This window comes from Thioalkalivibrio sulfidiphilus (assembly GCF_000377945.1).
In the GTDB taxonomy this organism is placed as follows: Bacteria; Pseudomonadota; Gammaproteobacteria; order Ectothiorhodospirales; family Ectothiorhodospiraceae; genus Thioalkalivibrio_A; species Thioalkalivibrio_A sulfidiphilus_A.
The window spans coordinates 109,165-131,362 of the sequence record NZ_KB898922.1 but is presented as its reverse complement, the minus strand read 5'-3'; the positions used below and the strand labels follow the sequence as shown (position 1 = coordinate 131,362).

At 59.3% G+C, this 22,198-nt stretch carries 15 protein-coding genes and 1 pseudogene; 3 read left to right on the top strand and 13 right to left on the bottom strand.

Annotation, left to right across the window (positions count from 1 at the left end; all coding sequences use genetic code 11):
- Nucleotides 1-142 precede the first annotated feature (142 nt).
- Nucleotides 143-877: a methyltransferase domain-containing protein gene (locus D580_RS0101475; protein ID WP_018952667.1), complete on the top strand. Its 735-nt coding sequence runs from the start codon at nucleotides 143-145 to the stop codon at nucleotides 875-877.
- Between the two features lie 228 nt (nucleotides 878-1,105).
- Here D580_RS0101475 and D580_RS15980 read toward each other — a convergent pair.
- The 4 genes and pseudogenes from D580_RS15980 to D580_RS0101465 all read right to left on the bottom strand — a co-directional run.
- Nucleotides 1,106-1,331 (bottom strand): annotated as a pseudogene (locus tag D580_RS15980) (IS5/IS1182 family transposase); the annotation flags it as partial.
- 164 nt (nucleotides 1,332-1,495) lie between these two features.
- Nucleotides 1,496-2,719 carry a glycosyltransferase family 4 protein gene (locus D580_RS15975; RefSeq protein WP_081617214.1) on the bottom strand — a complete coding sequence of 408 codons (1,224 nt, stop codon included), beginning with the start codon at nucleotides 2,717-2,719 and terminating at the stop codon, nucleotides 1,496-1,498.
- Nucleotides 2,720-2,773: 54 nt separating this feature from the next.
- Nucleotides 2,774-4,150: an O-antigen ligase family protein gene (locus tag D580_RS15970; RefSeq protein WP_081617213.1), complete on the bottom strand. Its 1,377-nt coding sequence runs from the start codon at nucleotides 4,148-4,150 to the stop codon at nucleotides 2,774-2,776.
- A gap of 140 nt (nucleotides 4,151-4,290) precedes the next feature.
- Nucleotides 4,291-6,105, bottom strand: coding sequence for an ABC transporter ATP-binding protein (locus D580_RS0101465; protein WP_018952665.1), 1,815 nt, complete (start codon nucleotides 6,103-6,105; stop codon nucleotides 4,291-4,293).
- 223 nt (nucleotides 6,106-6,328) lie between these two features.
- On the opposite strand from D580_RS0101465, the gene D580_RS0101460 reads away from it, so the two are divergent.
- The gene (locus D580_RS0101460) at nucleotides 6,329-6,520 is read left to right on the top strand and encodes a hypothetical protein (RefSeq protein ID WP_018952664.1); all 192 of its coding nucleotides are present in this window, start codon (nucleotides 6,329-6,331) and stop codon (nucleotides 6,518-6,520) included.
- A gap of 269 nt (nucleotides 6,521-6,789) precedes the next feature.
- The gene (locus tag D580_RS15040) at nucleotides 6,790-11,097 is read left to right on the top strand and encodes a MupA/Atu3671 family FMN-dependent luciferase-like monooxygenase (protein ID WP_018952663.1); all 4,308 of its coding nucleotides are present in this window, start codon (nucleotides 6,790-6,792) and stop codon (nucleotides 11,095-11,097) included.
- A gap of 605 nt (nucleotides 11,098-11,702) precedes the next feature.
- Here D580_RS15040 and D580_RS15965 read toward each other — a convergent pair.
- The 9 genes from D580_RS15965 to D580_RS15025 form a co-directional block, all read right to left on the bottom strand.
- On the bottom strand, nucleotides 11,703-11,966 hold the full coding sequence (locus tag D580_RS15965; protein ID WP_231363474.1) for a DUF86 domain-containing protein: 264 nt from the start codon (nucleotides 11,964-11,966) through the stop codon (nucleotides 11,703-11,705).
- A gap of 106 nt (nucleotides 11,967-12,072) precedes the next feature.
- Nucleotides 12,073-12,363: a nucleotidyltransferase family protein gene (locus D580_RS0101445; protein ID WP_018952661.1), complete on the bottom strand. Its 291-nt coding sequence runs from the start codon at nucleotides 12,361-12,363 to the stop codon at nucleotides 12,073-12,075.
- A gap of 375 nt (nucleotides 12,364-12,738) precedes the next feature.
- Nucleotides 12,739-14,097, bottom strand: a complete 1,359-nt coding sequence (locus D580_RS0101440; protein ID WP_026289596.1) for a Fic family protein — start codon at nucleotides 14,095-14,097, stop codon at nucleotides 12,739-12,741.
- A 386-nt stretch (nucleotides 14,098-14,483) separates the two neighbouring features.
- Nucleotides 14,484-15,218, bottom strand: coding sequence for a YdcF family protein (locus tag D580_RS0101435; RefSeq protein ID WP_018952659.1), 735 nt, complete (start codon nucleotides 15,216-15,218; stop codon nucleotides 14,484-14,486).
- Between the two features lie 388 nt (nucleotides 15,219-15,606).
- Nucleotides 15,607-16,014, bottom strand: a complete 408-nt coding sequence (locus D580_RS0101430) for a HEPN domain-containing protein (protein ID WP_018952658.1) — start codon at nucleotides 16,012-16,014, stop codon at nucleotides 15,607-15,609.
- Complete coding sequence (locus D580_RS0101425) at nucleotides 16,011-16,349, bottom strand: nucleotidyltransferase domain-containing protein (protein WP_018952657.1); 339 nt, start codon at nucleotides 16,347-16,349, stop codon at nucleotides 16,011-16,013. Before D580_RS0101425 ends, D580_RS0101430 begins: the two co-directional genes overlap by 4 nt.
- A gap of 616 nt (nucleotides 16,350-16,965) precedes the next feature.
- Nucleotides 16,966-17,805: an alpha/beta fold hydrolase gene (locus D580_RS15800; protein ID WP_018952656.1), complete on the bottom strand. Its 840-nt coding sequence runs from the start codon at nucleotides 17,803-17,805 to the stop codon at nucleotides 16,966-16,968.
- Nucleotides 17,793-18,524, bottom strand: coding sequence for an alpha/beta fold hydrolase (locus D580_RS15795; protein ID WP_018952655.1), 732 nt, complete (start codon nucleotides 18,522-18,524; stop codon nucleotides 17,793-17,795). The genes D580_RS15800 and D580_RS15795 overlap by 13 nt, the downstream gene beginning before the upstream one ends.
- A gap of 289 nt (nucleotides 18,525-18,813) precedes the next feature.
- Entirely contained in the window at nucleotides 18,814-21,897 is a 3,084-nt protein-coding gene (locus D580_RS15025) for a non-ribosomal peptide synthetase (protein ID WP_231363472.1), read from the bottom strand.
- Between the last annotated feature and the right edge of the window lie 301 nt (nucleotides 21,898-22,198).

Here is a 22,198-nt window from a genome sequence, read left to right as displayed (position 1 = left end):
TTCGAGAAAATGCCGTTAAATGCGGCATTCTTGGATGCAAACTACAGCTGCGATGACCCTGAGTCTCGTAACCAATTGAATCTGTTCGATTCTTAACCGGACACTAGTGATGAAATATAATCTATATGGAGCACCAAGTGTAATGACAAAATTCGAATATGCATATCGCATTCTTAGGTATTTCGAACACCCCTTATACCAACGAGTCTACAGACTACTGAGAAAGTATTCTCAGAAGTCTGGGCCTACACCTCTCATTCTTGATGTCGGAGGTCGCCGATCCAACTACACAATTGGCGTTAAGGGACGCATTCTTATCACCGACATCCCCCGGGAAACCGAGACCCAAAACACCCTTGATTTGGGAGCAACCGATTCCATCATAAAAACCGTTTTAAGTAGGCGCAGCAACATAGAAAAATATGTCATCGACGACATGACAAAGACTATCATTGAGCCTGGCAGCATTGACATTGTTGTCGCGATTGAGGTCTTAGAACATGTATCTGAAGATGACTTATTTGTTAAGAACGTGAGAAAAATCCTTAAGGACAAAGGGAGTTTCATAATGACGACCCCTAATGGGGACGAAATACCCGATCCTTACCCGGACCACAAACGCCATTATCGACGTAACGAGCTGAAAGAATTGCTCGAAAAATACTTTCACAATGTAGAGGTCGGTTACTGCGTAGAAGACAATCTGCTTTTCAAAATCGGTCTCTTCCGCTGGAGCATCCGATCACCGGTTCGCACCGTGGGAAGCATGCTTGCAAACTTTCTCAACTACAGATGGGAGCGAATCCGGGGGAACGAAGATTCTTCCACCCGGAGACAACAGCACTTATTTGCCGTTTGTTCGGGCGTGATAAATTAATGGGGCATGACTAGTTAAGGAATGTCTGATTAAGTGATCTGCAGTACTTCAGACTTGATCTGACACATGGCTTGAAAAAAGTGAGGGTGACCGCTTTTGATGGGGGTGCGAACCAAACCGTCAAAACCATAAGAGGAAACCCTCATGCTTCATAGTAACGAGCGCATCATTATACACAAGGTTGGTCTGCTGAATCTGACTGCGGAGCTTGCCGATGTCTCCCAGGCCTGCCGGATCCGAGTAGGCGAACCACCGCTGGATAAAGTGGATGTGCAGCATGGTCTCCATGCCCGATCGGACGGCGTCCATTGCCGGGCTTGGGGTAGTAGGGCTCTATCAAGCCCACCACCCGGGACCAGGGCACCACCTGGTTCATCTCGGCCAGAAACTGCGCCTTGCGGGTCTTCTTGGGGTGTTTCACAAAGCCCGAATCGTTCAAGCCCAACTTTTGAATGGTGCGCACTGTTGCTCCGAGAGGATGGTTTAGTGATTATCCCATCCAGCGGGACTTGATCAGAGGTTCCCTAAATCTCAAACCAGATCTTTTCTTAATCAATTGCGATAACTAGAGAATAAACTGGAGACCAATTAACACTTGACCACATCAAGAGAAAAACCTTACCCAAAATATACTTTCTCAAGCTCATTGAAAATCACTGGCCATCCATATTTATGCAAAACAAATTGATGACCAGATTCACCAAGATCTCTTGCTCGATCAGCGTCTTTGAGCAACGCAATAATTGCACTGACAATCTCAACATCAGTGTCTCTCTGCAATAAATGACACTCTGTGGTCGCGCCAATGCCAGAATTTGCAACAGACGTTAGCACAATTGGCTTGCGTGCCAACATGACATCAAGGACTTTGTTTTGCTGCCCACCGCCAACTTTAAGAGGAAAAACGAATAGATTAACGCGGTTCACATATGGCCATATAGAATCAACATAGCCCGTAACATAAACATCTTCTCCAGAAAACTTCTCCCTGATGACACCGGATGGATCCTTGCCGATCACAAGTAGCTTTACATTCGGCACCTCAGCCTTAACCAGTGGTAGTAGTTCCTGCAAATACTCGAGCGCGATAATATTTGGTGTGTACCCCATATTACCAAGATAGCCAATCACCGGCACAGATGGATTAATACCATCTATCTTTGCGACATGGGACTCGAAGTCTTTATCGTAGAGGCCATTTGGAATGATTCGTAGATTTACATTAGCATTATGACCACCTGCCTCATATAAGCTTGCGGCATCGGATGCCGAGATGTAGGTCACTGCATCAGCCAGTCTCGCCAACCTTACCTCCCAATCACGAACCAATTTTTTGCTGCGCATGCCCAAGTAACTGTCGCCTATTATTTTAGAGATGTGTGAGTACGCCCCATCAATCGCATCGAGAACCACTCTATCGCAATGTTCACGGAGAACATTAACACAGCCATCAAAACAGTCTATCGTTGCATAGACACATACAGAATAGCGCTTACCGTTTATAATATTTCGCAGTTTTTCAGCAACAATTCTAGCATCAGGATCATAAATACATCGGGGAGGCCTGGGATACAAAGCCGGACGCAAATGACCATAGACTTTCTTTAAGAATGATCTACGCCAATCTCTGCGATCAATAGTAGCGTAATCATGAAAGTAACCAGCATACCGGTCGGACATGGGTTCAGACCATTTATGCACAATTTGCACAAGATCAACATGACATGTCTGTGAAAAATGTTCGACTACAGGACCATAACGCATAGATATGCCTGAGTCTCGCACCGGAAACGGCGGCCCAGGCAAAACAAATAGGATGTTCTTCTTAAATTCGGCGCTCATATATTTGTCATCGAAATCTTTCAGGCGTATCGTTTTTACTAGCACAGACCTTATCTATTTAGACGGTTTTCGATAAAGAGGTGTAGTTGCTCTTGTGTTAGACGCCAATTTGGACATCCCATGACCGGGTCTTAGTGATTCCTTACAATAAACCGCGATTCTATATAGAGAAGCCGATAATGCGGCATGAACCCAAAGAAAGGGATAATAAGAAACACTCAGAAACGCACTGGCTACAACATAACCAATTAGCCCGTAACTTAAAGATAAGGCAACAAGGCGCCAAAAGGGCGGATCCAGACCAGCAAATAATCGGGCTGTTCGTATATTTACAAGAATGGTAACAAGGATGACAAGGTGATAAAAAAATAATCCGAGCGAACCCAACTCAGCAGCAACCGTAATCGGGGCGCTATGCGCGACCATCACATTCCCGCCATGAATGTCATCATCAACCCCATATGCTGCATAGTAGACAATCCAGTTATTGTAACCCACACCAATAACTGGGTTGTCTGCGTAGAATGAGATTCCTTGTCGCCAAAAATGAAGCCTAGATTGGGCTGTATCAGACTCACCCGCATTCACAAAACGATCCCTAAACTCTTGCGATGACAATGAGTATGCACCCAAAGTCACAAGCAAAATAAGAAACAGATTGAGAATGCGCCTCTTCGAAAAAATAACTAATGCGATTGCCATCGCAACAAATGCCAACACAGTGTTACGCTGACCAGTGGCCAGCGCCGCACCGAAGCCTGATACGATAAAGAAGAGCCCAATCCATTTGAGGATTTTACTATTCCAGGAATTCTTGAGACCAAAATAGAACGCGATCGACCAAGCAGTGTAAATTATCATCTGGACACCAAGGTCCGCAGCGTTCTGAAACCATCCAGGCGGCCCGCCAACCCCCCACCTCTCGAATGCAAATCCTCTGCTCAATCCAACCCTGAATCCATGCTGAGCCATTTTGAATGACGCCAGCAATAGAATCAAAAATATGACAAAAAAACGGAATCTGGAATCCACAATCCAAATAAAAAGCAAATAAACAAGAACCCAATTAATTAATACGTCTACTTGCTCAATAGAAACGCTTGGGTCATACGCAAACGGAATAGATAGAAAGGCTACGATGAAGAAACCCAAAACAGGAAAAGTGAGCGGCCCAGAAAGGCTCTTACTTGCACGACCATCGACAATGAATAAAAATAATGCACCGAGCAGCAATATCGGCATCCAGGGGATAATTGAGATTGCGGGATAAATCGATTGAGGACGTACGTACTCAAAAAAGATATAACCACAGAAGAACCAGAAATAGAGTGGTTCGGCTTTTAGACGCTGCCAGATTGCGCCAATCCTAAGACGATAGACATCAGTCAGATCATCATTGACATTGATCGAATCTCGTACACGCTTGCGCATCAAAGACTCACTTCACTCATGCCATACAACAAAAAACATAAAACCCATGACGTCGCCAGAAAAATCCATCAAGCAATGACCAAGCAAGTACACTAATCCAATGAATTAGTGATAGGACAGATACTCACAACAAGGCAACATTATTTTGCGCTCAGAGCCATCTGACGAAATCTCGGATTTACGCTCAAAAGTTCATCATAAGTGCCACTGTCCACAATCTTGCCGTGATCCAGAAAAATTATTTGATCACACTCTCTGACTGTGCTGAGACGATGAGCAATCATGACCACTGTTTTGCGACGGCCTAGATTATTCACAGCATCCATTACCGCTTGCTCTGTGATGTTATCCAAGGCACTCGTTGCTTCATCAAGAATGAGAATATCAGGGTTGCGATAAATGGCTCTAGCTATACCAATCCTCTGCTTCTGACCACCAGACAGTCGAACACCACGCTCACCCACAAGCGTATCATAACCCTCGGGCAATTCTTTGATTATAAAATCATGAATGTTGGCAACCCTTGCCGCCTGCTCAAGCGCAGCCACATCGACTTCCTCCCTAGGAACACCAAATGCTATGTTTCCAGCAATCGTGTCATCAGCGAGATATATGTGTTGGGACACATAGCCGATGTTGCGCTGCCATGCTCTTATGTTCCCCGGAGTAAGCACATGACCATCTACTGTTAACTCACCGGACGATGGCGCAAGAAGGCCTAGCAGTATATCGACCAGAGTAGTCTTTCCTGAGCCGGTAGGTCCAACGAGACCGATCCTCGAATACGCAGGAACCATTAAACTAACATTATCTAGTGCCAGCCTTTTCGAACCCGGGTAACTATAAGTCACATTCGCAACTTTCAAAGCCTTATCCAGGCCGAGTTTACTTGATATATTGTCCTGCGAATCAGCTAAGCCTGATACTTTATCTTTGATCGCATCAAGGCGTAAATCACCAATCATAGTTTCAAGCACAGCCGCATGGAACCTCATGCTCGAAATCTCTCTGTACATCTGCTGCAAAGCTGGCAGCATGCGATAACCAGCAAGTATATAGAGTGTGAATATAGGCAATGCCTCCTGAAACCCACCTCGTGAGGCCAAAAGGTAAATCAGTACCACCATTACACCACCGAAAACCAGCGCCTGCATCACAAATGACGGGAATTCAGCAACGATCTTTGCTGCAACTTCATGGCGCGCCATCTTCAGAGACGGCTCTCTGAAACGCTCCAGAAACACGCTCTCTAGACCTGAAACTTTCACATCCTTGATTCCCCCCAGCGCCTCTTGAACCACTTTGAATCTTTGCTCATTCGACTCGAAACGCTCATGGCCGATATTATGTAGATAGCGACGGACCATCAAATAAATGCCCGCATAGGATGCACCAAGGACAAACGCTACTGAGACCGCTAGTAGTGGATCCACTACAACCATCAAAAGCAGTAGTGAGATCGCAACCAGACCACGAGCAACCATGTGGATCGCAGGCCAGAGCACACCATAAACTATCTTGTTCATTTCATGGAGGACAGACGCGCCCAATTCACCACTATGACGATTCAGAAACCAATCATATGGCTGGTTGAGATACCGCTCCAATAGCCGACAAGCCCAAGCATGATTTCGTAATTGGGTAAAGCGTGCCTGCGCCCAGAATGAAATAGCGCCGAGAATCAGGGAACTTACGATCAAAACAAGAAATACCGCCCCCAGAAACAACAAAAACGCGTCGGTAGATTCGAATTCAAGAAACTCATAAACAGCGGAAAGGTATTTATTTGATTCAATGACATCAGGATTAGTAAGCACCGCCATAAAGGGCATGATTGATGCGACGCCAACCATCTCAAACACCGCAACAAGAAACATTAGAATAAAAACGAGCATCGCCAGAAATCTCTCGCGCGCATCGAGTATGCTGTAAAGTTGCTTGTACGTTCGAAGCATTTAAGTGGCCTTATTTACAATTAAATGTGTTGCTTCAGATCTCTGGCAGAATATTTGCCTCGGGAGCTTTCTCCGAAATATTGATGGGGATCGATCACCGACGAGAATATTTATCTGTAGATACCGGTGGGTAGCCTGACTCTGTACTCATCATAGGTTCCTGCCTGATAGTGCTCGCTGACTCGGCAATGCCTCTGCTGCTCTACGAGAGTCCTTTGTCTCCATGAACCTCTCCCTACCGGGTCTGATAGCCGGGCTCTTATTGACCGTCGCCTATTACCCCTATCTGCAGCTCCACCTGGCGTTCGTGACCATGATGTACACCTTTTGGTGGAATGAACAGGGGGCGGCGGTTGGAAACCTTGTTCAGCAAGGCATGAAGCGTCGGGCGCGAAAGGTGACCGAAGGCGGGTAGATCGGCCTTTGGCTGTTCGCGGCGGGGTCGCCGCTCCTACACGGGTTAGGCTTTTTTCGGCTCGGTCGCTAACCCATAATCCGGTTCTAGTCAGGGCATGGGGTCACGGGGCAGCTTCATGATAAGGCTTGCACTGTTTACCCGTGCCTCTGTGTCTCCGTGAGATGATAAGCATCTAACCCGGCATTCTGCTCCGCCGGCATACTCCATGATGTTGCTGTGCTCCGTTTTGCTGCATCATGGCCCGGTGCACATGGAGCCTACGTGAGATGGATGACCTGCGCTACCCTCTGACCCCCATCCAGCAGGGCATGGTTTTCAACCACCTGGCCTCTGCGCGCAGCGGTGCCGATCTGGAACAGATCCTGATCGACTTCCCTTCCCCCCTCGATGTGCCGCTGTTCACTCAGGCCTGGCAACAGGTGGTCTCCGCCAACGCCTCCCTTAAGCTGCGGCTGCATGAGGATACGGCCAATCCGTCGCTGATCGCTGTCCGCGATTTCCGAATACCTGTGGTGGACGTGGCTGACCGGGTTTCTGGATCAGGCTGGGAGGCCTGGCTCGCGGAGGATCGTGCGGCCGGTTTCGACCTGGTGCGGGAGGTGCCCATGCGCCTTGCCCACGGGCCGCTGGGTGCGGGTATGCGTGTGGTCTGGAGCTTTCACCATATCCTGCTGGACGGGCGGTGTTTCCCGGGCGTGCTGACCGAGGTGTTCGATACCTATGAGGGCTTGCAGGCTGGGCGCACACCGGAGATCACCGCCCGGCCGGATCGACGTCCGTTTCTGGACTGGCTGGGGGCACAGGATCAGGAAGGCTCCCGGGCGTTCTGGCGTGACCGGCTGGAGGGCTTGAGCGGCACCACCACCCTGGTTCAGGTGCCCCAGGCGGCTCACCGCTGGGGGAACGCCGAGCTGGTCCTCGCGAGCAAGGAATCCGCGCGACTGCGCCAGGCCTGCGAGGGCTTGGGTGTTTCGCTGGCAGTGCTGATCGAGGCCGCCTGGGCCCTGTTGCTGGCCCGGTATACGGATCATGAGGATGTCTGCTTCGGTGTGGTGCGCGCCGGGCGCAAGGGCAGCCCGGTGGCCGATACGGAGGCCATGCTCGGGGTGTTCATCAACAACGTCCCGTTGAGAGTTCGGCTGGGCGGTCTGACCGGGCGGGGTCTGCTGGAGGCGGTTGCCCGGTTCCATCGGGAGGTGCGACCCCACGAGCGCTTGCCGCTGACCGAGATCCAGAAGGCCGTTCCCGGCCTGCCCTCCCCGCCCTTCGACACCCAGGTGGTCTACGACCGGGAGGGCCTGCAGGCTGCCGTGCATCGACTGCGGCCCGGCTTGCGCGATATCCGTTTCGCCCTCCTTGAGCAGCCCCCCTTCGCGGTGACCCTGTATGGTTACGGCGATGGGACTGGGGATGGACACATCCAGCTCAGGCTCTGCCACCGCCACGACGCCCTGACGCCTGAGCAGGCCCGGCGCGCCCTGGACCACGTGCGGCAACTGATGCTGCAACTGGCGAGCCGACCGGAATCCCCCCTCGATGCGCTCACGCTCCTCACCGAGACGGACTTCCAGGCCTTGGAGCACTTCAATGCCACGGCAGTGGAGGTGCCCTTCGTGGACGTCACCACCGCCTTCGAGGCCTGCATCGCCCGGCACCCGGAGCGCACCGCGCTGCTGGCCAACGGGCGCGCCATGACCTACCGGGAACTGGGCCAGCTCTCCGCCCGGCTGGCAAGGGGCCTGGCCGAACAGGGGATCGGCCCCGGCGCGGTGGTCGGCATCGCCCTGGACCGGTCTTTCGAGCTGGTGGCCTCGGTACTGGCGGTGCTGCGCGCCGGCGCCGCCTACCTGCCCCTGGATCCGGGTTATCCGGCCGACCGGCTGCGCCACTATGTCAGCGACATGGGCGCGCGCTTCATCATCACCCAGGACCGCTACCGTCACCTGTTCGACGGCACCGAGGCCCGGTTGATGGATGTGACTGCCCTCGCCGCTGCCGAGGGCCAGGGTCTCGATCCCGTCGCGCCGAAACCCCATGACCTGATGTACGTCATCTACACCTCGGGCTCCACCGGCGTGCCTAACGGGGTGATGATCGAGCATCGCAGCGCGGTGAACTTCTTCGCCGGCATGGATCGGGTGATCCCGCCCAATGACGGCGGGCGGTGGCTGGCGGTCACCAGCCTGTCCTTCGATATCTCCATCCTGGAATTGCTCTGGACGCTCACCCGGGGCTTCGAGGTGGTGCTGCACGGGGCGCGACCGATCCGGGATGCCGCGCCCCGGGCGGGCTTCAGCCTGTTCCACTTCGCCCACGGGACGGACACCGTCAGCGACAATCCCTATCGTCTGATCCTGGAAGCGGCGCGTTTCGCCGATGCGGCGGGCTTTGAGGCCGTCTGGTCGCCGGAGCGGCATTTCCATGACTTCGGCGCACCCTATCCCAACCCCTCGGTGATCGGCGCCGCCATCGCGGCCACCACGAAACGGGTGGCGATCCGCGCCGGCAGCGTGGTGCTGCCCCTGCATGACCCGCTGCGGGTGGCAGAGGAATGGGCGCTGGTGGACCAGCTCTCGGGCGGCGGCCGCATCGGGCTGGCCATGGCCTCCGGCTGGCAGCCCAACGATTTCGCCCTGGCCCCGGAGAACTATGCCCGGCGCAAGGAAGGCATGTATGAGGGCATCGAAACCCTGCGGGCACTGTGGCGCGGCGAGGCGATCACCCGGCGCAACGGCGTGGGCGACGAGGTGGCTTTGCGCACCTATCCCCGCCCCCGTTCCCCGGAACTGCCCATCTGGATCACCGCCGCCGGCAACCCGGAGACCTTCGCCCAGGCGGGCCGCGTCGGCGCCAACCTGCTGACCCACATGCTGGGCCAGAGCGTGGAACAGGTGCGCAACAACATCGCCATCTACCGGCAGGCGCGGCGGGAAAGCGGCTTCGACGCGGGGCACGTGACCCTGATGCTGCACACCTTCCTCGGAGAGGACGAGGAGGCTGTGAAGGCGCTGGTGCGCGAACCCATGAAGGCCTATCTGGCCAGCTCGGCCAGCCTGGTGGGGCAGTATGCGGACACCTGGACCGCCTACCGCCGGGGCAGCGGGGCCCAGGTGAGTCCGGACGACATCGCGCGCATGGACGAGGAGACCCGCAACGAGCTCTACGAGTTTGCCTTCGAGCGCTTCTTCGAGACCGGCAGCCTGCTGGGCGCCGAGGACAAGTGCGCGGCGCTGGTGGATCATTTGCTGGAGGCCGGTGTCAACGAGATCGCCTGCCTGATCGATTTCGGCGTGGACACGGACACCGTGCTCGCCCACCTGCCCTATATCCAGCGACTGGCCACGCGCATTAACGGGGAGGTGGAGCACGCCCCGTCACAGCAGCATCTCGACGCCCTCGCAACGAACGGTGGCGAGACATACGGTCTCGTCACGGACCTGCGCACCTACCGGCCCAGCCACCTGCAGTGCACTCCGTCCCAGGCGCGCATGCTGCTGCTTTCGAGCGAGGACCCGGCGGATTTCTCCTCGCTCCGGCAGTTCTTGGTCGGCGGCGAGGCCCTGCCACAGGATCTCGCCCTGAACCTGCAACAGCGGCTCCCTGCCGGGGCGCGGCTGACCAACATGTACGGCCCCACGGAGACCACCATCTGGTCCACCACCGCCGATATCCCCAGGGACGCCAGCCGGATCACCATCGGCACCCCCATCGTCAACACCCGCTGCCATGTGCTGGACGGTCAGGGCCGCCCCGTGCCGCCGGGACGCACCGGGGAACTGTTCATCGCCGGAGACGGCCTGGCGCGGGGTTATCACCAGCGCCCTGAACTCAATGCACGCAGGTTCGTGGAACGGGAAGTGGTGCCCGGCCGCGGGCCCGAGCGGATGTACGCCACCGGCGACCTGGTGCGCCTGGTGGACGGCGCGCTGCACTACGTGGGCCGGCGGGATTTCCAGTTCAAGGTGCGCGGCCACCGGGTCGAACTGGGCGAGATCGAGACGGTATTGCGCGCCATGGAGGGTGTGCAGGACGCCGTGCTGGTGGCCCGGGACGACAGCGTGGGCAGCAAACAGATGGTGGCCTATGTGGTCCGCGAGACGGGCGCGGCCATCGACCCGTCGGCCATGCAGGCCTACCTGCGCGAGAACCTGCCGGATTTCATGGTCCCCGGGGTGTTCGTGATGCTGGACAGCCTGCCCCAGACCCCCAACGGCAAGGTGGACCGCAAAGCCCTGCCGGATCCGTTCGTGTCCCGGGACACCGCCTCGACGCCTGGCCCCGGGGACGAGCCGAAGGCCTCAGCCGAAACGCTCGCCGCTACTTCGGCCGGCGCGCAGGAGGATTCGTCCTCGGGCGAGATGGAGACAACCGTTCGGGAGATCTGGCAGCGCCTGCTGGGCCGCGCCGACATCGGTCCGGAGGACAACTTCTTCGAGGTGGGCGGCCATTCCATCCTTGCCGTGAAGCTCCAGGGTGAACTGCGCAAGGCCCTGGGCCGCAAGGTGGCCATCACCGATATCTTCCGTTATCCGACCATCCGGCAGCTGGCCGGGCGGCTGGATGGTCGGGCCTGAAGAAAAAAGCGGTCCTCTCGCGGAGGCGCTAAGACGACCAAAACATAAATGATGTTCTCTCGCGGAGGCGCAGAGGCGCGGGGAAAAAACATCATCCACTTTGCAGACCCATAGAGCGGGCCGTGCCCGCCACACACCCAAAGACCTGATCCTCTCACGGAGCCACAGGGCCACGGTGGAAAGACGATATAGGGCGGGCCGTGCCCGCCGCAAAAGCGCAAATCGGTTCTCTCGCGGAGGCGCAGGGGCGCGGGGAAAATCAAAACCTTGTTCTCTCGCGGAGACGCGGGGGCGCGGAGGAAGGCGAACCCAAAAAAATTATGACTCTCGCGAAGGCGCGAAGACGCCAAGAAAAGCTTTCTACGTCATGATCTTCTTCGCGTCTTGGCGGCTTTGCGAGAGATCAGGCCTTTGACTTTCTCAGCCCGTAGGATGGGTGAAGCGCAGCGCACCCATTAAACCCCGCCGGCATGGGCACGCGGTGCTTTGCCCATCCTACAAAACTACAAAACTGCGAGAGAACATGCTTTTGCGGTGCGGCGGGCATGGCCCGCCCTATGGCTGTTGGCGCTGATGCAAGAGATGCTCTCAAAAGTCCGGCAAGGCTACTTCTGCGCGAGTGTTCTCAGGACATTGTCGACCTGCACTGACAATTGAGGGAGGTCCCGCTCAGCTGTCTTCCAGACTACGCTCAGATCGACTTTAAAATAGCCGTGAGTCAGCACGTTACGTGTACCGTAGGCAGCCTTCAGGGGAAAGTCCGGGTGTTTGGTGGAAAACTCCGGGAAGTGTTTTTGGATGTTGCCAGCGGCTTCCCCGATGATTTCCAGGTTTCGAATGACCGCATCCTGTTTTTCTTCATTTTCCAGAAAAGACCCGAAGTCTACATCAGCAAGATATCGCTGGATTCGGCCGATGGCTTGCTGGATATGCTCCAGATAGTCTCGTCTCTCAGCGCAAGCGCATCACGCTTGCTCATATCTCTCGTGCCTCTTTGAGCACTTCACCCCTCCACCTGTCCGGCAACGCACCCGGGGTCAGCACGTCAACCTCCACACCGAGGAGTTCCGTGAGTTCGGCACGGATGGCACCGATATCGAATAGAGAGGTCTCTTCCGTGGTATCCACGAGGAGGTCGAGATCGCTCTGATCGGTGTCCTCATCACGCAAAACGGAACCGAAGACCCGGGGGTTCTTAGCGTGATGGCGCTCGACGATCTGCCGGATGGCCTCGCGGTGCTGCAGGTAGGCGATAGAAGGCTTCACGGGTAGAACTCCGTTGATGCTCGGGTTAAACCAGCATATCTCACCACCCTTCTACTGCGGCATCTCGACGCCCTCGTACAAATGGTGGTGTAGATATGCGGGATAATGACTGTACTCCATGCACCTGTATCAGTCGATAAGTCCCAAGCTGGGACTAAAAGGCATTTTCTCTCGCGGAGGCGCTGGGACGCGGGGAAAGCAAACCCCAAAAGATTATGACTCTCGCGAAGGCGCGAAGACGCCAGGAAAACCCTTTTATATCAAGAACTTCTTCGCGTCTTGGCGGCTTTGCGAGAGATCGGGCTTTCACGTTTCTCAGCCCCTCTGAACGCGAGACCTGCCATTCCCTCCGGGGCCTCTCCGCGGTCGATGAACTCAGGTGAGCCTCTGGCGTGACTGCCATTCGCTGAACTCGGACGGACGTAGTCCGTAGCGAGCCAACACGCCCTCATGCAACCGTCGCAGTTCCTCAATCACCAGCGCTTCGACATTGTCCCTGTCGGCGCCAAGCTCATGTCGAGACAGGCATTCAGCGATGACCTCCAGCGGTGCGCGCCTGGGCTGCCGCACAACCTCGCGCACGGATTGCTTGATTACCTCACGCCATGCCAGACGCAGTGGATCCGGCTCGGCGAGATCCTGTTTGATGGCCAGGTACTCCTGGGTCGAGCGCTCGTAGGCCCAGACATATAGATCGCGCAACAGCTCAATCCTGGTCATCTCGTAGACCCCGAGCACGGCACTGGAGTATGCCTGTTCCGGCACGTCGAGAAAGGTCAGCGGACACAGATTGGCGCGTATCAGCGGCAGGTTCGCGGCCAGCCGCGAGGTCCGTTTGTTGACGTCAGCGAAGGGCTGCAGGTAAGGCACATGGACCAACACGAAAAAGGATTGCTCGAACGGGTCCTTGATGCTGTTTGCCTTGTGCAACAGGAGATCGAGCATTTCCTCGATCTGGGCCGGCACGGCCAATGGATGATAGACGCTCTTGCCGATCTCCACGCCATGTTGTCGCAGGCGCCCCTCGTCGGCGGGGTTGGGCAGGAGGTTTTCCGAAAGGGCACTGTGCAGGTTGAGCAGCGTGAAACGGTTGAATCCGAGCGATTCGGCGTTGTCGACCAGGAACTCGATGGCCGCTTTGTGATTCAGGATCATCTGCGTTTCGAGCGCGGCTTTGCCCTGCGCGGCGCGGCCGTGCTCGATCAGCTCCCGGGTGTCGAGTCGGGTGTAGGTGTTGCCTTCCAGGTGGCTGGACGCCCAGGACAGATCGATCAGCAGGCGGTTCAGGATGGCGCGGCCGTACGTCCCGGCCGGAAGGAGCGATTGGCCGGTATCGCCCATCTTGCGCAATTGGCGCCGCAGCGGCTGCGGCAGATACCAGGTCTGGTTGGGCTCATAGGCGCTCAGAAAGTCGCGCTGGTAACCCACCGGCTTGCGTGCCGTCAGCGGCTGGTGGACATAGGCGAGGATGTCTCGGCTATCGGCTGAAAGCGGGATGTGCTGGGGAAAGACGTCATCGCCGGTGACGGAGGGCGCCAAGGGCTTGGCCGCAGCGATATAGCGTCGCGCCCGCCCTGCGCCCAAGGGCCTGATCCGGCCTTCCGCCACCAGTTCTTTGAGCCAACGTTGGGCGGTCCGACGCGCAAGCCCCGGATGGCGGAGCAGTATGGCGGCAACCGATAGCCCTTCAGGGCTGGCTTGGATACTTTCGAACAGGTCTTGCGGCGTGGGCATAGGGTTTCGTGGCGCGATTCATAGAATCCTGTGGCGCAATTATGGCGCGAAATCCGGAATTGCGCCAGCACGGGTGGCGCAATTCGTGTTGGTTCCCGGATCCCGTTATTTACTGGTTCTCTCGCGGGGGCGGGGAACGTCATGAGCATGATCCTCTCACGGAGCCACGAGGCCACGGGGAGGGCCTTTTTAGTTGAAACGCTTTTCTCTGTGGCTCCGTGGCTCCGTGAGAGGAGGGGGGTTGGGGGTGTGCCGGGTCGTGGTCGTCGGAAAGACCAAGTCCGATTCTCTCGCTGAGGCGCAGAGGCACGGAGAAAAGCGTTTTGATCAAAAAGCCTTCCCCGTGGCTCTGTGGCCCCGTGAGAGGATCGCTTTTTGCCATTCAATCAATCTGATTTCAGGCGACCCAGCAGTTCGTGGGTGATGCGGGCGGTTCTTTGCAGGGTTTCCGTGGAGGGGATGAGCTGGAAACCCTGGCCGGTCTGGTAATCCACCGGCGCAGGGATTACATCCACACCTGCAGCCTCGAAGGCCTTCACCGCCCTTGGTATGTGCAGGGCGCTGGTGACCAGCACCACGGGGCCGATATCCCTGCCCCGCAGGATCGCTGCGCTGTGGCTGGCGTTGGTCAGGGTGTCCACCGCCTGGGGTTCCAGCACGATGCGCTCCCGGGGCAGGCCCAGCATCACCAGGTAGTCGGCCATGGCCTGCACGTATTCCTCCCCCGGACCGGTGACGATCACCAGGCCGAAGCCGCCATGGTCGTGATAGATGCGCGCACCACCCAGCAGGCGGGAGCGGGTGGCGTCGTCGAGACGTTCCACCATGGGCACGAACGGGTACCAGTTCTTGAGGGTCTGGGCCAGGATCGCCAGCGCACGTTGGTCCGTGTGGCTGCCGGCCAGGGCCGTGTCCAGATCAGTCGGCGAGGGTTGCAGTGCCCGGCCCAGTGAATTGGAGAACCACGGTGAGGCGGCCAGCCACAGCAGGATGAACCCGGCCCAGGTGATGCCCAGCCAGAAACGCCCTGCCCTGCGCGCGCCGGTCAGGCTCATGCCCGCCAGGCCGAGGAGCAGGAGGATGAGGCAGATGAACAGGGGGTCGAGTAGTCGGCTCAGCATGTTGGAAGTCTGTTCCTGGGGGCGGCGGGGAAGTCAAAGGCTTTGTCCTCTCACGGAGCCACAGGGTCACGGAGGACAATGCCATAGGGCGGGCCGTGCCCGCCGCAAAAAGCGCAAACCGATTATCTCGCTGAGGCGCAGGGACGCGGGGGAAGTCGAATCCCCAAACCATTACTCTCGCGAAGGCGCGAAGGCGCCAAGAGAACCTTCTATATCATGAAGTTATTCGCGCCTTGGCAGCTTTGCGAGAGACCAGGCCTTTGCCTTTCCCGGCGTCTCCGCGCCTCTGCGAGAAGATCATGCCTTTGCGGTGCGGCGGGCATGGCCCGCCCTATGAGTTGTTGGCGACTTTGAGGCTTCGCGAGAGGGCCTTAAGGTTTTGAAGTGATTACCGGGAGTTCGGCATGAACCCAGCCCGCATGGCTTCGACGAAGGATGCAGCCTGCTCTACCATCTCCCGGGCATCTCCCGGGCCTACGGAATTCCCTTTGTAGTCGGCAACCAGCCGCATTTCGTGCGCCCGGTTCAAGAGACGACCCACCTCTTTTGATATTGGGCCATTCTTGACCAAGTAGCGGCCAAAGGCCGCGATCAAGCCGCTATGAGTGCGGCCTATATCTGACCCGACCGGCGCACCCGACGCCAACAATGCGGCACGAGCGGCGTCGAACATGGCGTAGTAGGCGCGATTGCACGCGCCATCCACATCTCCCAGTTCGAGCAATGCGCGGGCAGATGAGCATGCTGTGTCGGCCTTCGCCATCAATGCATCGGGCGTCAATTTCTGGTCGCTCAAAGCCGCACTCCCTCGCGGTCAATATTGCGCAGCAGGTCAGGGTTCGAGTACTGCTCAGGATGCTCCCATTCGTCGAGCCAGACCGGCAGCGGCGAGATGAGGATGCCGGTTTCGAGCAGAACGTCGAAGGCGACGTCGGCCATGTCCAGCTTGGCCGTGAGGAAACGCTTATGTTCACCGCGCAAGAGCACGGCCACATCCGCATCGCTGTCTGGCTTGTGGGTTCCACGTGCCCGGCTGCCATAGACAATGGCCCCTGCCGTGTCATATCGATCGGCGATCAGGGCCAGGAAGCGACGGACGGCTTGCTCGGTGTCACGGTCGATGCGTTTCATGGGGGTCACCCGTAATTCCACTCACTGTATATGATAGCGCGGTCCTCTCACAGGGGCATGGTGACACTGGGAAAACGGATGAACCATGTTCTCTGACGGGGGCAGGGGAAAAGTCAAAGACCTGATCCTCTCACGGAGCCACAGAGTCACGGAGGAAAACGCCATAGGGCGGGCCGTGCTCGCCGCAAAAAGCGCAAACCGGTTCACTCGCAGAGGCGCAGGGGCGCGGAGGAAGGCAAACCCAAAAAGATTATGACTCTCGCGAAGGCGCGAAAACGCCAAGAAAAACTCTTTATATCATGAACTTCTTCGCGTCTTCGCGGCTTTGCGAGAGACCAAGCCTTTGCCTTTCTCAGCCCGTAGGATGGGTGAAGCGTAGCGCACCCATCAAACTCTGCCAGCATGGGCACGCGATGCTTTGCCCATCCTACAAAATTCGTAGGCCGGATAAGGCGCAGCCACATCCGGCATAGCCTCGAAGGCTCCGGCGGATACGCTTCGCTTATCCGCCCTGCGAAGCCTTTCTGGTTGTCCCCGTGACCCCGTGCCTCCGTGAGAGGAACATGCCGTTGCCTTTCCCAGCGTCTCCGCGCCTCCGCGAGAGAACAAAGCCTTTTCAGTCCGCGAACTCCCCAAGCCAGGCCTTGACCGTGTCGTTGAGCCATTGCCGGTCACTGCGGTCGCTGAGCAGGTGGTTGGCCTGGGGGCGCCAGTGGATGTTGAGTACGGGGGAGTTCATCGCAAGGCCCAGGGACTCGGCCACCTGGCCCGGGTATTTGCAGTAGCCGTGGGCGCCGCCGGTGATGACGTGCAGCATGGGCACGCCCCGCTGCTCCAGGATCGCGGCCTTGCGACGCATCTCATCGGGGGCATCGGTGAGCAGGCCGTAGTGGTCGGGGGGCAGCACGTGTTTCTCGGGGCCGACGCGCTCCTTGATGCGCAGCCACAGGGAGCGGCCGGAGAAGATGTTGAACCAGGAGCGGGCACTGGTGAGACGCTCCATGCGCTTTCTTCGCCGAAAGCCGGGCGTCTCGTGCACCATGGGGTCGATGAGCACCAGGCCGCGTACTCTCGGGTCGTCCGGCGCGATGTGGAAGGCGTTGTCGGCGCCGGAACACAGGCCCACCAGGACCACGTCACCGGAGAGGCCCTCGCCGGCCAGGGTGATGGCGTCGTCGATGTCCTGGCGTACGATCTCTGCCAGGGTCCCCTGGCGGCGCGGCAGGGCACTGTCGCCAATGCCGGAGAGATCGAAGCGCAGGGTGCGGAAGCCGGCCTCGGCCAGGGCCCGGGCCATTTCCACGATGAACCGGCTGGCGCCCACCCGGTGGATGATGCCGGCGTTGAGCAATACCACGGACAGGGGACGGCTGGCGCCGCCGGCCGGCTCGCTGAAGATGCCCAGCAGGTTGTTCTCCCGGCCGAACACCACGCCCCGTTCGCTCACGCCACCCATGCGGCGATCCCCTTGCAGAGTTCCACCGGCACAGCGCCGGCACCGAAGTCCCGCTCCTCCTCCCAGCAGTTCAGGGATTCCACCGCCAGCGCATCCACCGACTTGGCCTTGAGGCCGAGGGGTGCCGGATCGACGCTTGCGGCGGAACTGGCCACCAGGACCTTGGCCCGGGTGCCGGGCAGACCGTCCAGGCTCGCGCTCAGGAGTTCATCCCGAAAGGTGGGGCTGATCTCGTAGCCGCTCTGTTGCCGGAAGTCCTCGACCGGTATCGAGGCGCGGGCGCTCAGTTCCTCCAGGTAGGCACGCCCCGTGGGCGGCGCGTCCCAGAACACCACCTGGTCGATCTCCCGGGCGCGGCGCGCCGCCAGCTGCCCGGCCACTAGGCCGCCCAGGCGCAGACCCACCACGGTCACCTTGGCCACGGAGGCGGCGCCCAGCAGCTCGTCCAGGGCCCACTCGGCGTCGTCCACGCAACCGGACAGGGTGACGTCCCGATCGTCGCCGAAGGAGTCCCCGGTGCCGTAGTAGTCGAAGCGGAAGCTGTCGTGGCCGGCGCGCACAAGGATGTCGGAAAGCTGCTTGATGGAGCGGTGCGCGCGCATGGCCTCGATGCCCCAGGGGTTGAGGAACAGCACGCCCCGGCGCTTGCGGGGCACGGCGGCGGGGGAATAGATGCCCAGCATCAGGCGGTCACGGCTGCCGAAGTGGATGGGGATCATGGTTCTAGCCCGGATGATTTATGTAGTGCGCGCACTGATTCTCCGGCCTACAGGGCGGGTGTGCGGGATAGGATGTATGGTCAGCGCTGACCGGCACGGCTGTCAGTGCCCCGGTAGGATGGGTGAAGCGCAGCGCACCCATCAAGCCCAGTCGGCATGGGCACGCGTTGCTTTGCCCATCCTACGGAATCTTTGGTTTTGTTTTCCCTGCACCGTAGATGGGTGAAGCGCAGCGCACCCATCAAGCTGATCCGACCTACAGGGCTGGTGTGCGGTATGGGGTGCATGTTCAGTCTTGCCCCGCCATAGCGGCCAGCTGCGCCACGGACATGTAGTACATGTCCCGGGGTTGCAGGCCCATGCCCGGCAGACGCTTGGCCAGGGCGGCCAGGACGCGCATGGCCAACAGGGAGTGGCCACCCAGCTCGAAGAAGTTGTCGTGACGACCCACCTGCTCAACCCCCAGCAGTTCCTGCCAGACCCCGGCGATGGCCTGCTCGGCGTTGCCCTCGGGGGGCTCGTACTCCGGCTTGCGAACCGCGGCCTCCAGGGGATCCGGCAGGGCCTTGCGGTCCACCTTGCCGTTGGGCGTGAGCGGCATCGCCTCCAGCGGCACCAACAGGCCCGGCACCATGTAGTCGGGCAGGGATTCACGCAGGCGGCGGCGCATCTCGCCGGCCAGCAATTCGCGGCCCGGCTCAAACACCAGGTAGGCCACCAGGCGTCTGTCCTCGTCCTCGCCCCGGGCCATGACCACCGCCTGGCGCACCTCCTCCAGCCCCTCCAGGGCGGTCTCGATCTCGCCGGCCTCGATGCGGTAGCCGTGCACCTTGAGCTGGAAGTCCACCCGCCCCAGGTGCTCCAGGCGCCCGTCCGACCACCAGCGGCCCAGGTCGCCGGTGCGGTACATGCGCTCGCCGGGCACGAACGGGTCGGGGCGGAAACGCTCGTCGGTGAGTTCGGGACGGTTGAGGTAACCCCGGGCCACGCCGGCGCCGGCGATCCAGATCTCTCCGGGCACGCCGTCGGGGACCGGGTTGCCGTGTTCGTCCAGGACGTAGACCCGGGTGTTGGCGATGGGCCGGCCCACCCGGATGGGCCCCTCGGTCGTGACCCGCTCCAGGGTGGACCAGATGGTGGTCTCGGTGGGGCCGTAGAGGTTGATCAGGGCATCGCTGTGGCTCAGTAGGGCCTCCGCCAGGCGTTCGGGCAGGGCCTCGCCGCCGCACAGGATCTGCTTGAGGCGTCCGTCCCAGCCGGCATCCAGCAGCATGCGCCAGGTGGCGGGGGTGGCCTGCATGAGGGTGGCGCCGCTGTCCGCCAGACGTTCGGCCAGGGCCATGCCGTCGCCGGTCACGTCCGCGGCGGGGATCACCACCTGCGCCCCGGCGCACAGGGGGAGAAACAGTTCCAGGCCGGCGATATCGAAAGACAGGGTGGTCACGGCCAGCAGCGTGTCGTCGGCGGTGATGCCCAGTTCCTCACGCAGGCTGCCCAGGAAGTTGCGCAGGTTGCCGTGGCTGATGGCCACGCCCTTGGGCCGGCCGGTGGAGCCGGAGGTGTAGATGACGTAGGCGAGATCGTCGCCCCCGGGCAGCGGGGTCTCGGGTGTGGGCTCGGCGGAGTCGGCGAGGCCCTCGGGGTCGAGCACCGGCAGCGTGCCAAAGTCAGCGCCCGGATCGTCGGTGACCACCGCCACGGCACCGCTGTCCTGCACCATGTAGGCGAGGCGCTCCGGGGGGAAATCCGGGTCCAGGGGCAGGTAGGCGGCGCCGTGGCGCAGGATGCCCAGCACCACCCCCAGCATGGGTGCGCCGCGCTCCAGGTTCACGCCCACCAGGGCACCGCGCGCCACGCCCTGGGCCTGCAGGCCGGCGGCGACTCGGCCGGCGTAGTCCCAGAGTTCGGCATAGGTCCATGCATGGCCATCGTCGTCGCTGACGGCGGTGCGCCCGGGGTTCGCCTGCACCTGGTCCGCCACCCAGGCCAGGAAACTGCCGGCGGGCAGGTCGGCATCGCTGACTCCGGCGCGGGACTGGATGAGTTCGTGCACCTGCGCTTCATCCAGCCAAGGCAGCGCCAGGACCGGGGCGTCCGGGTCTGCCGCCACCCGGACCATGAGATCCCGGAACTGCGCGGCGCAGGCCTCCATGAAGGGGCGGTCGAACAGGTCCGTGTTGTATTCCAGTTCTGCGCGCAGGCTACCGCCGCGCTCGGTCAGGTACAGGGCCAGGTCGAACATGGCGCCGTGGCGGGGCAGCTGCACCTCGCTCACCACCAGGTCGGCGAAGCGCAGCGCCTCGGGACTGTCCTTGTAGGTGAACATGGTCTGGAAGACCGGGGTTCGGCTGGGATCCCGCCGGATGTCCAGCTGGGCCACCACCTGCTCGAAGGGGATGGCGGCGTATTCCAGGCCACCCAGCAGTTTCTCGAACACCTGTTCCAGCAGGTCCCGGAAGCTCGCGCCTTCCTCCACCTGCACACGCACCGCCAGGGCGTTGAGGAAGAAGCCCACCACCCCCTGGGTGTCCGGATCGGCGCGGCCGGCCTCGGCGATGCCTACCACCAGGTCGCGCTGGCGGGCATAGCGGGCGAGGAACAGCTGGTACAGGGCGAGGCACACCATGAACGGCGTGGCCGCCTGTTCCCGGCCGATGGCATCGAGCCGGGACTTCAGATCCGCATCGATGTCGAACACCACCGCGTCGCCCCGATGACCGAGTACCGCAGGGCGGGGCTGGGTGGCAGGGAACTCGAGCACCGGGGCACCCTGCAGCTGCTCCTTCCAGTATACGAAGCCTTCCTCCAGGGTCTCCCTGTCTTCGGCCAGGGACTGGCGCTGGCGTTGCGCCAGTGCAAAGAAGCCTTGCCGGGGCGGTTCGAGAGCTGCGGGGCTGGCGGTGACCTGGGCAGTGTAGAGGGCGGCCAGATCCACCAGCACGGTGTTCCAGGCGAGGCCGTCGGCGATGATCTCGTGGTTGGCCAGCAGCAACAGGTGATCATCCACGCCCAACCGGTACAAGCGGGCCCTGAATAGCGGCCCCGTCTCCAGGTCATAGGGCTGGTCGACCACCTCGGCGGCACGGGCCACGGCGGCATCCAGCGGGCGCTCGGATGCAGAGACGTCCTCCACCGGCAGAGTGACCTTCCCGGGGGCCGCGATGCGTGCCGTGGGCACGCCCTCTTCTCCCGGGTAGCGGGAGCGCAGGGTCTCGTGGCGGGCGAGCAGATCGGTGAGCGCCTGTTCCAGCCGGTCGACCTGAAGAGTCCCCTGCAGACGCAGCGCGGTGCCCCGGTTGTAGGCCGTGCCGGTGTCCTCCAGCTTGCAGAGGCCCCAGAGGCCTTCCTGGGACAGGGAGGGCAATCCTGACATCTCATGTGGTGTCTCGGCCATGATTCATGCTGATCCTTTTTGTTGTTTTTGTCTCCGGGCAAGCGCCGCAGTTCAATGCAAACAGCGCATATTACATGAGATCTGGCCTGTATCTGGTAGCTCCCGCCATGGAACCGGCTTCAGGGTTTTTTGATGGGTGCGCTGCGCTTCACCCATCCTACGGGCTACGCTGAAAAAAACCCATCCTCTCACGGAGCCACAGAGGCACGGAGAAAAGGCGATACGTTCAAGAAGCCTTCCCCGTGGCTCCGTGCCCCCGTGAGAGAACATGCATTTGGCT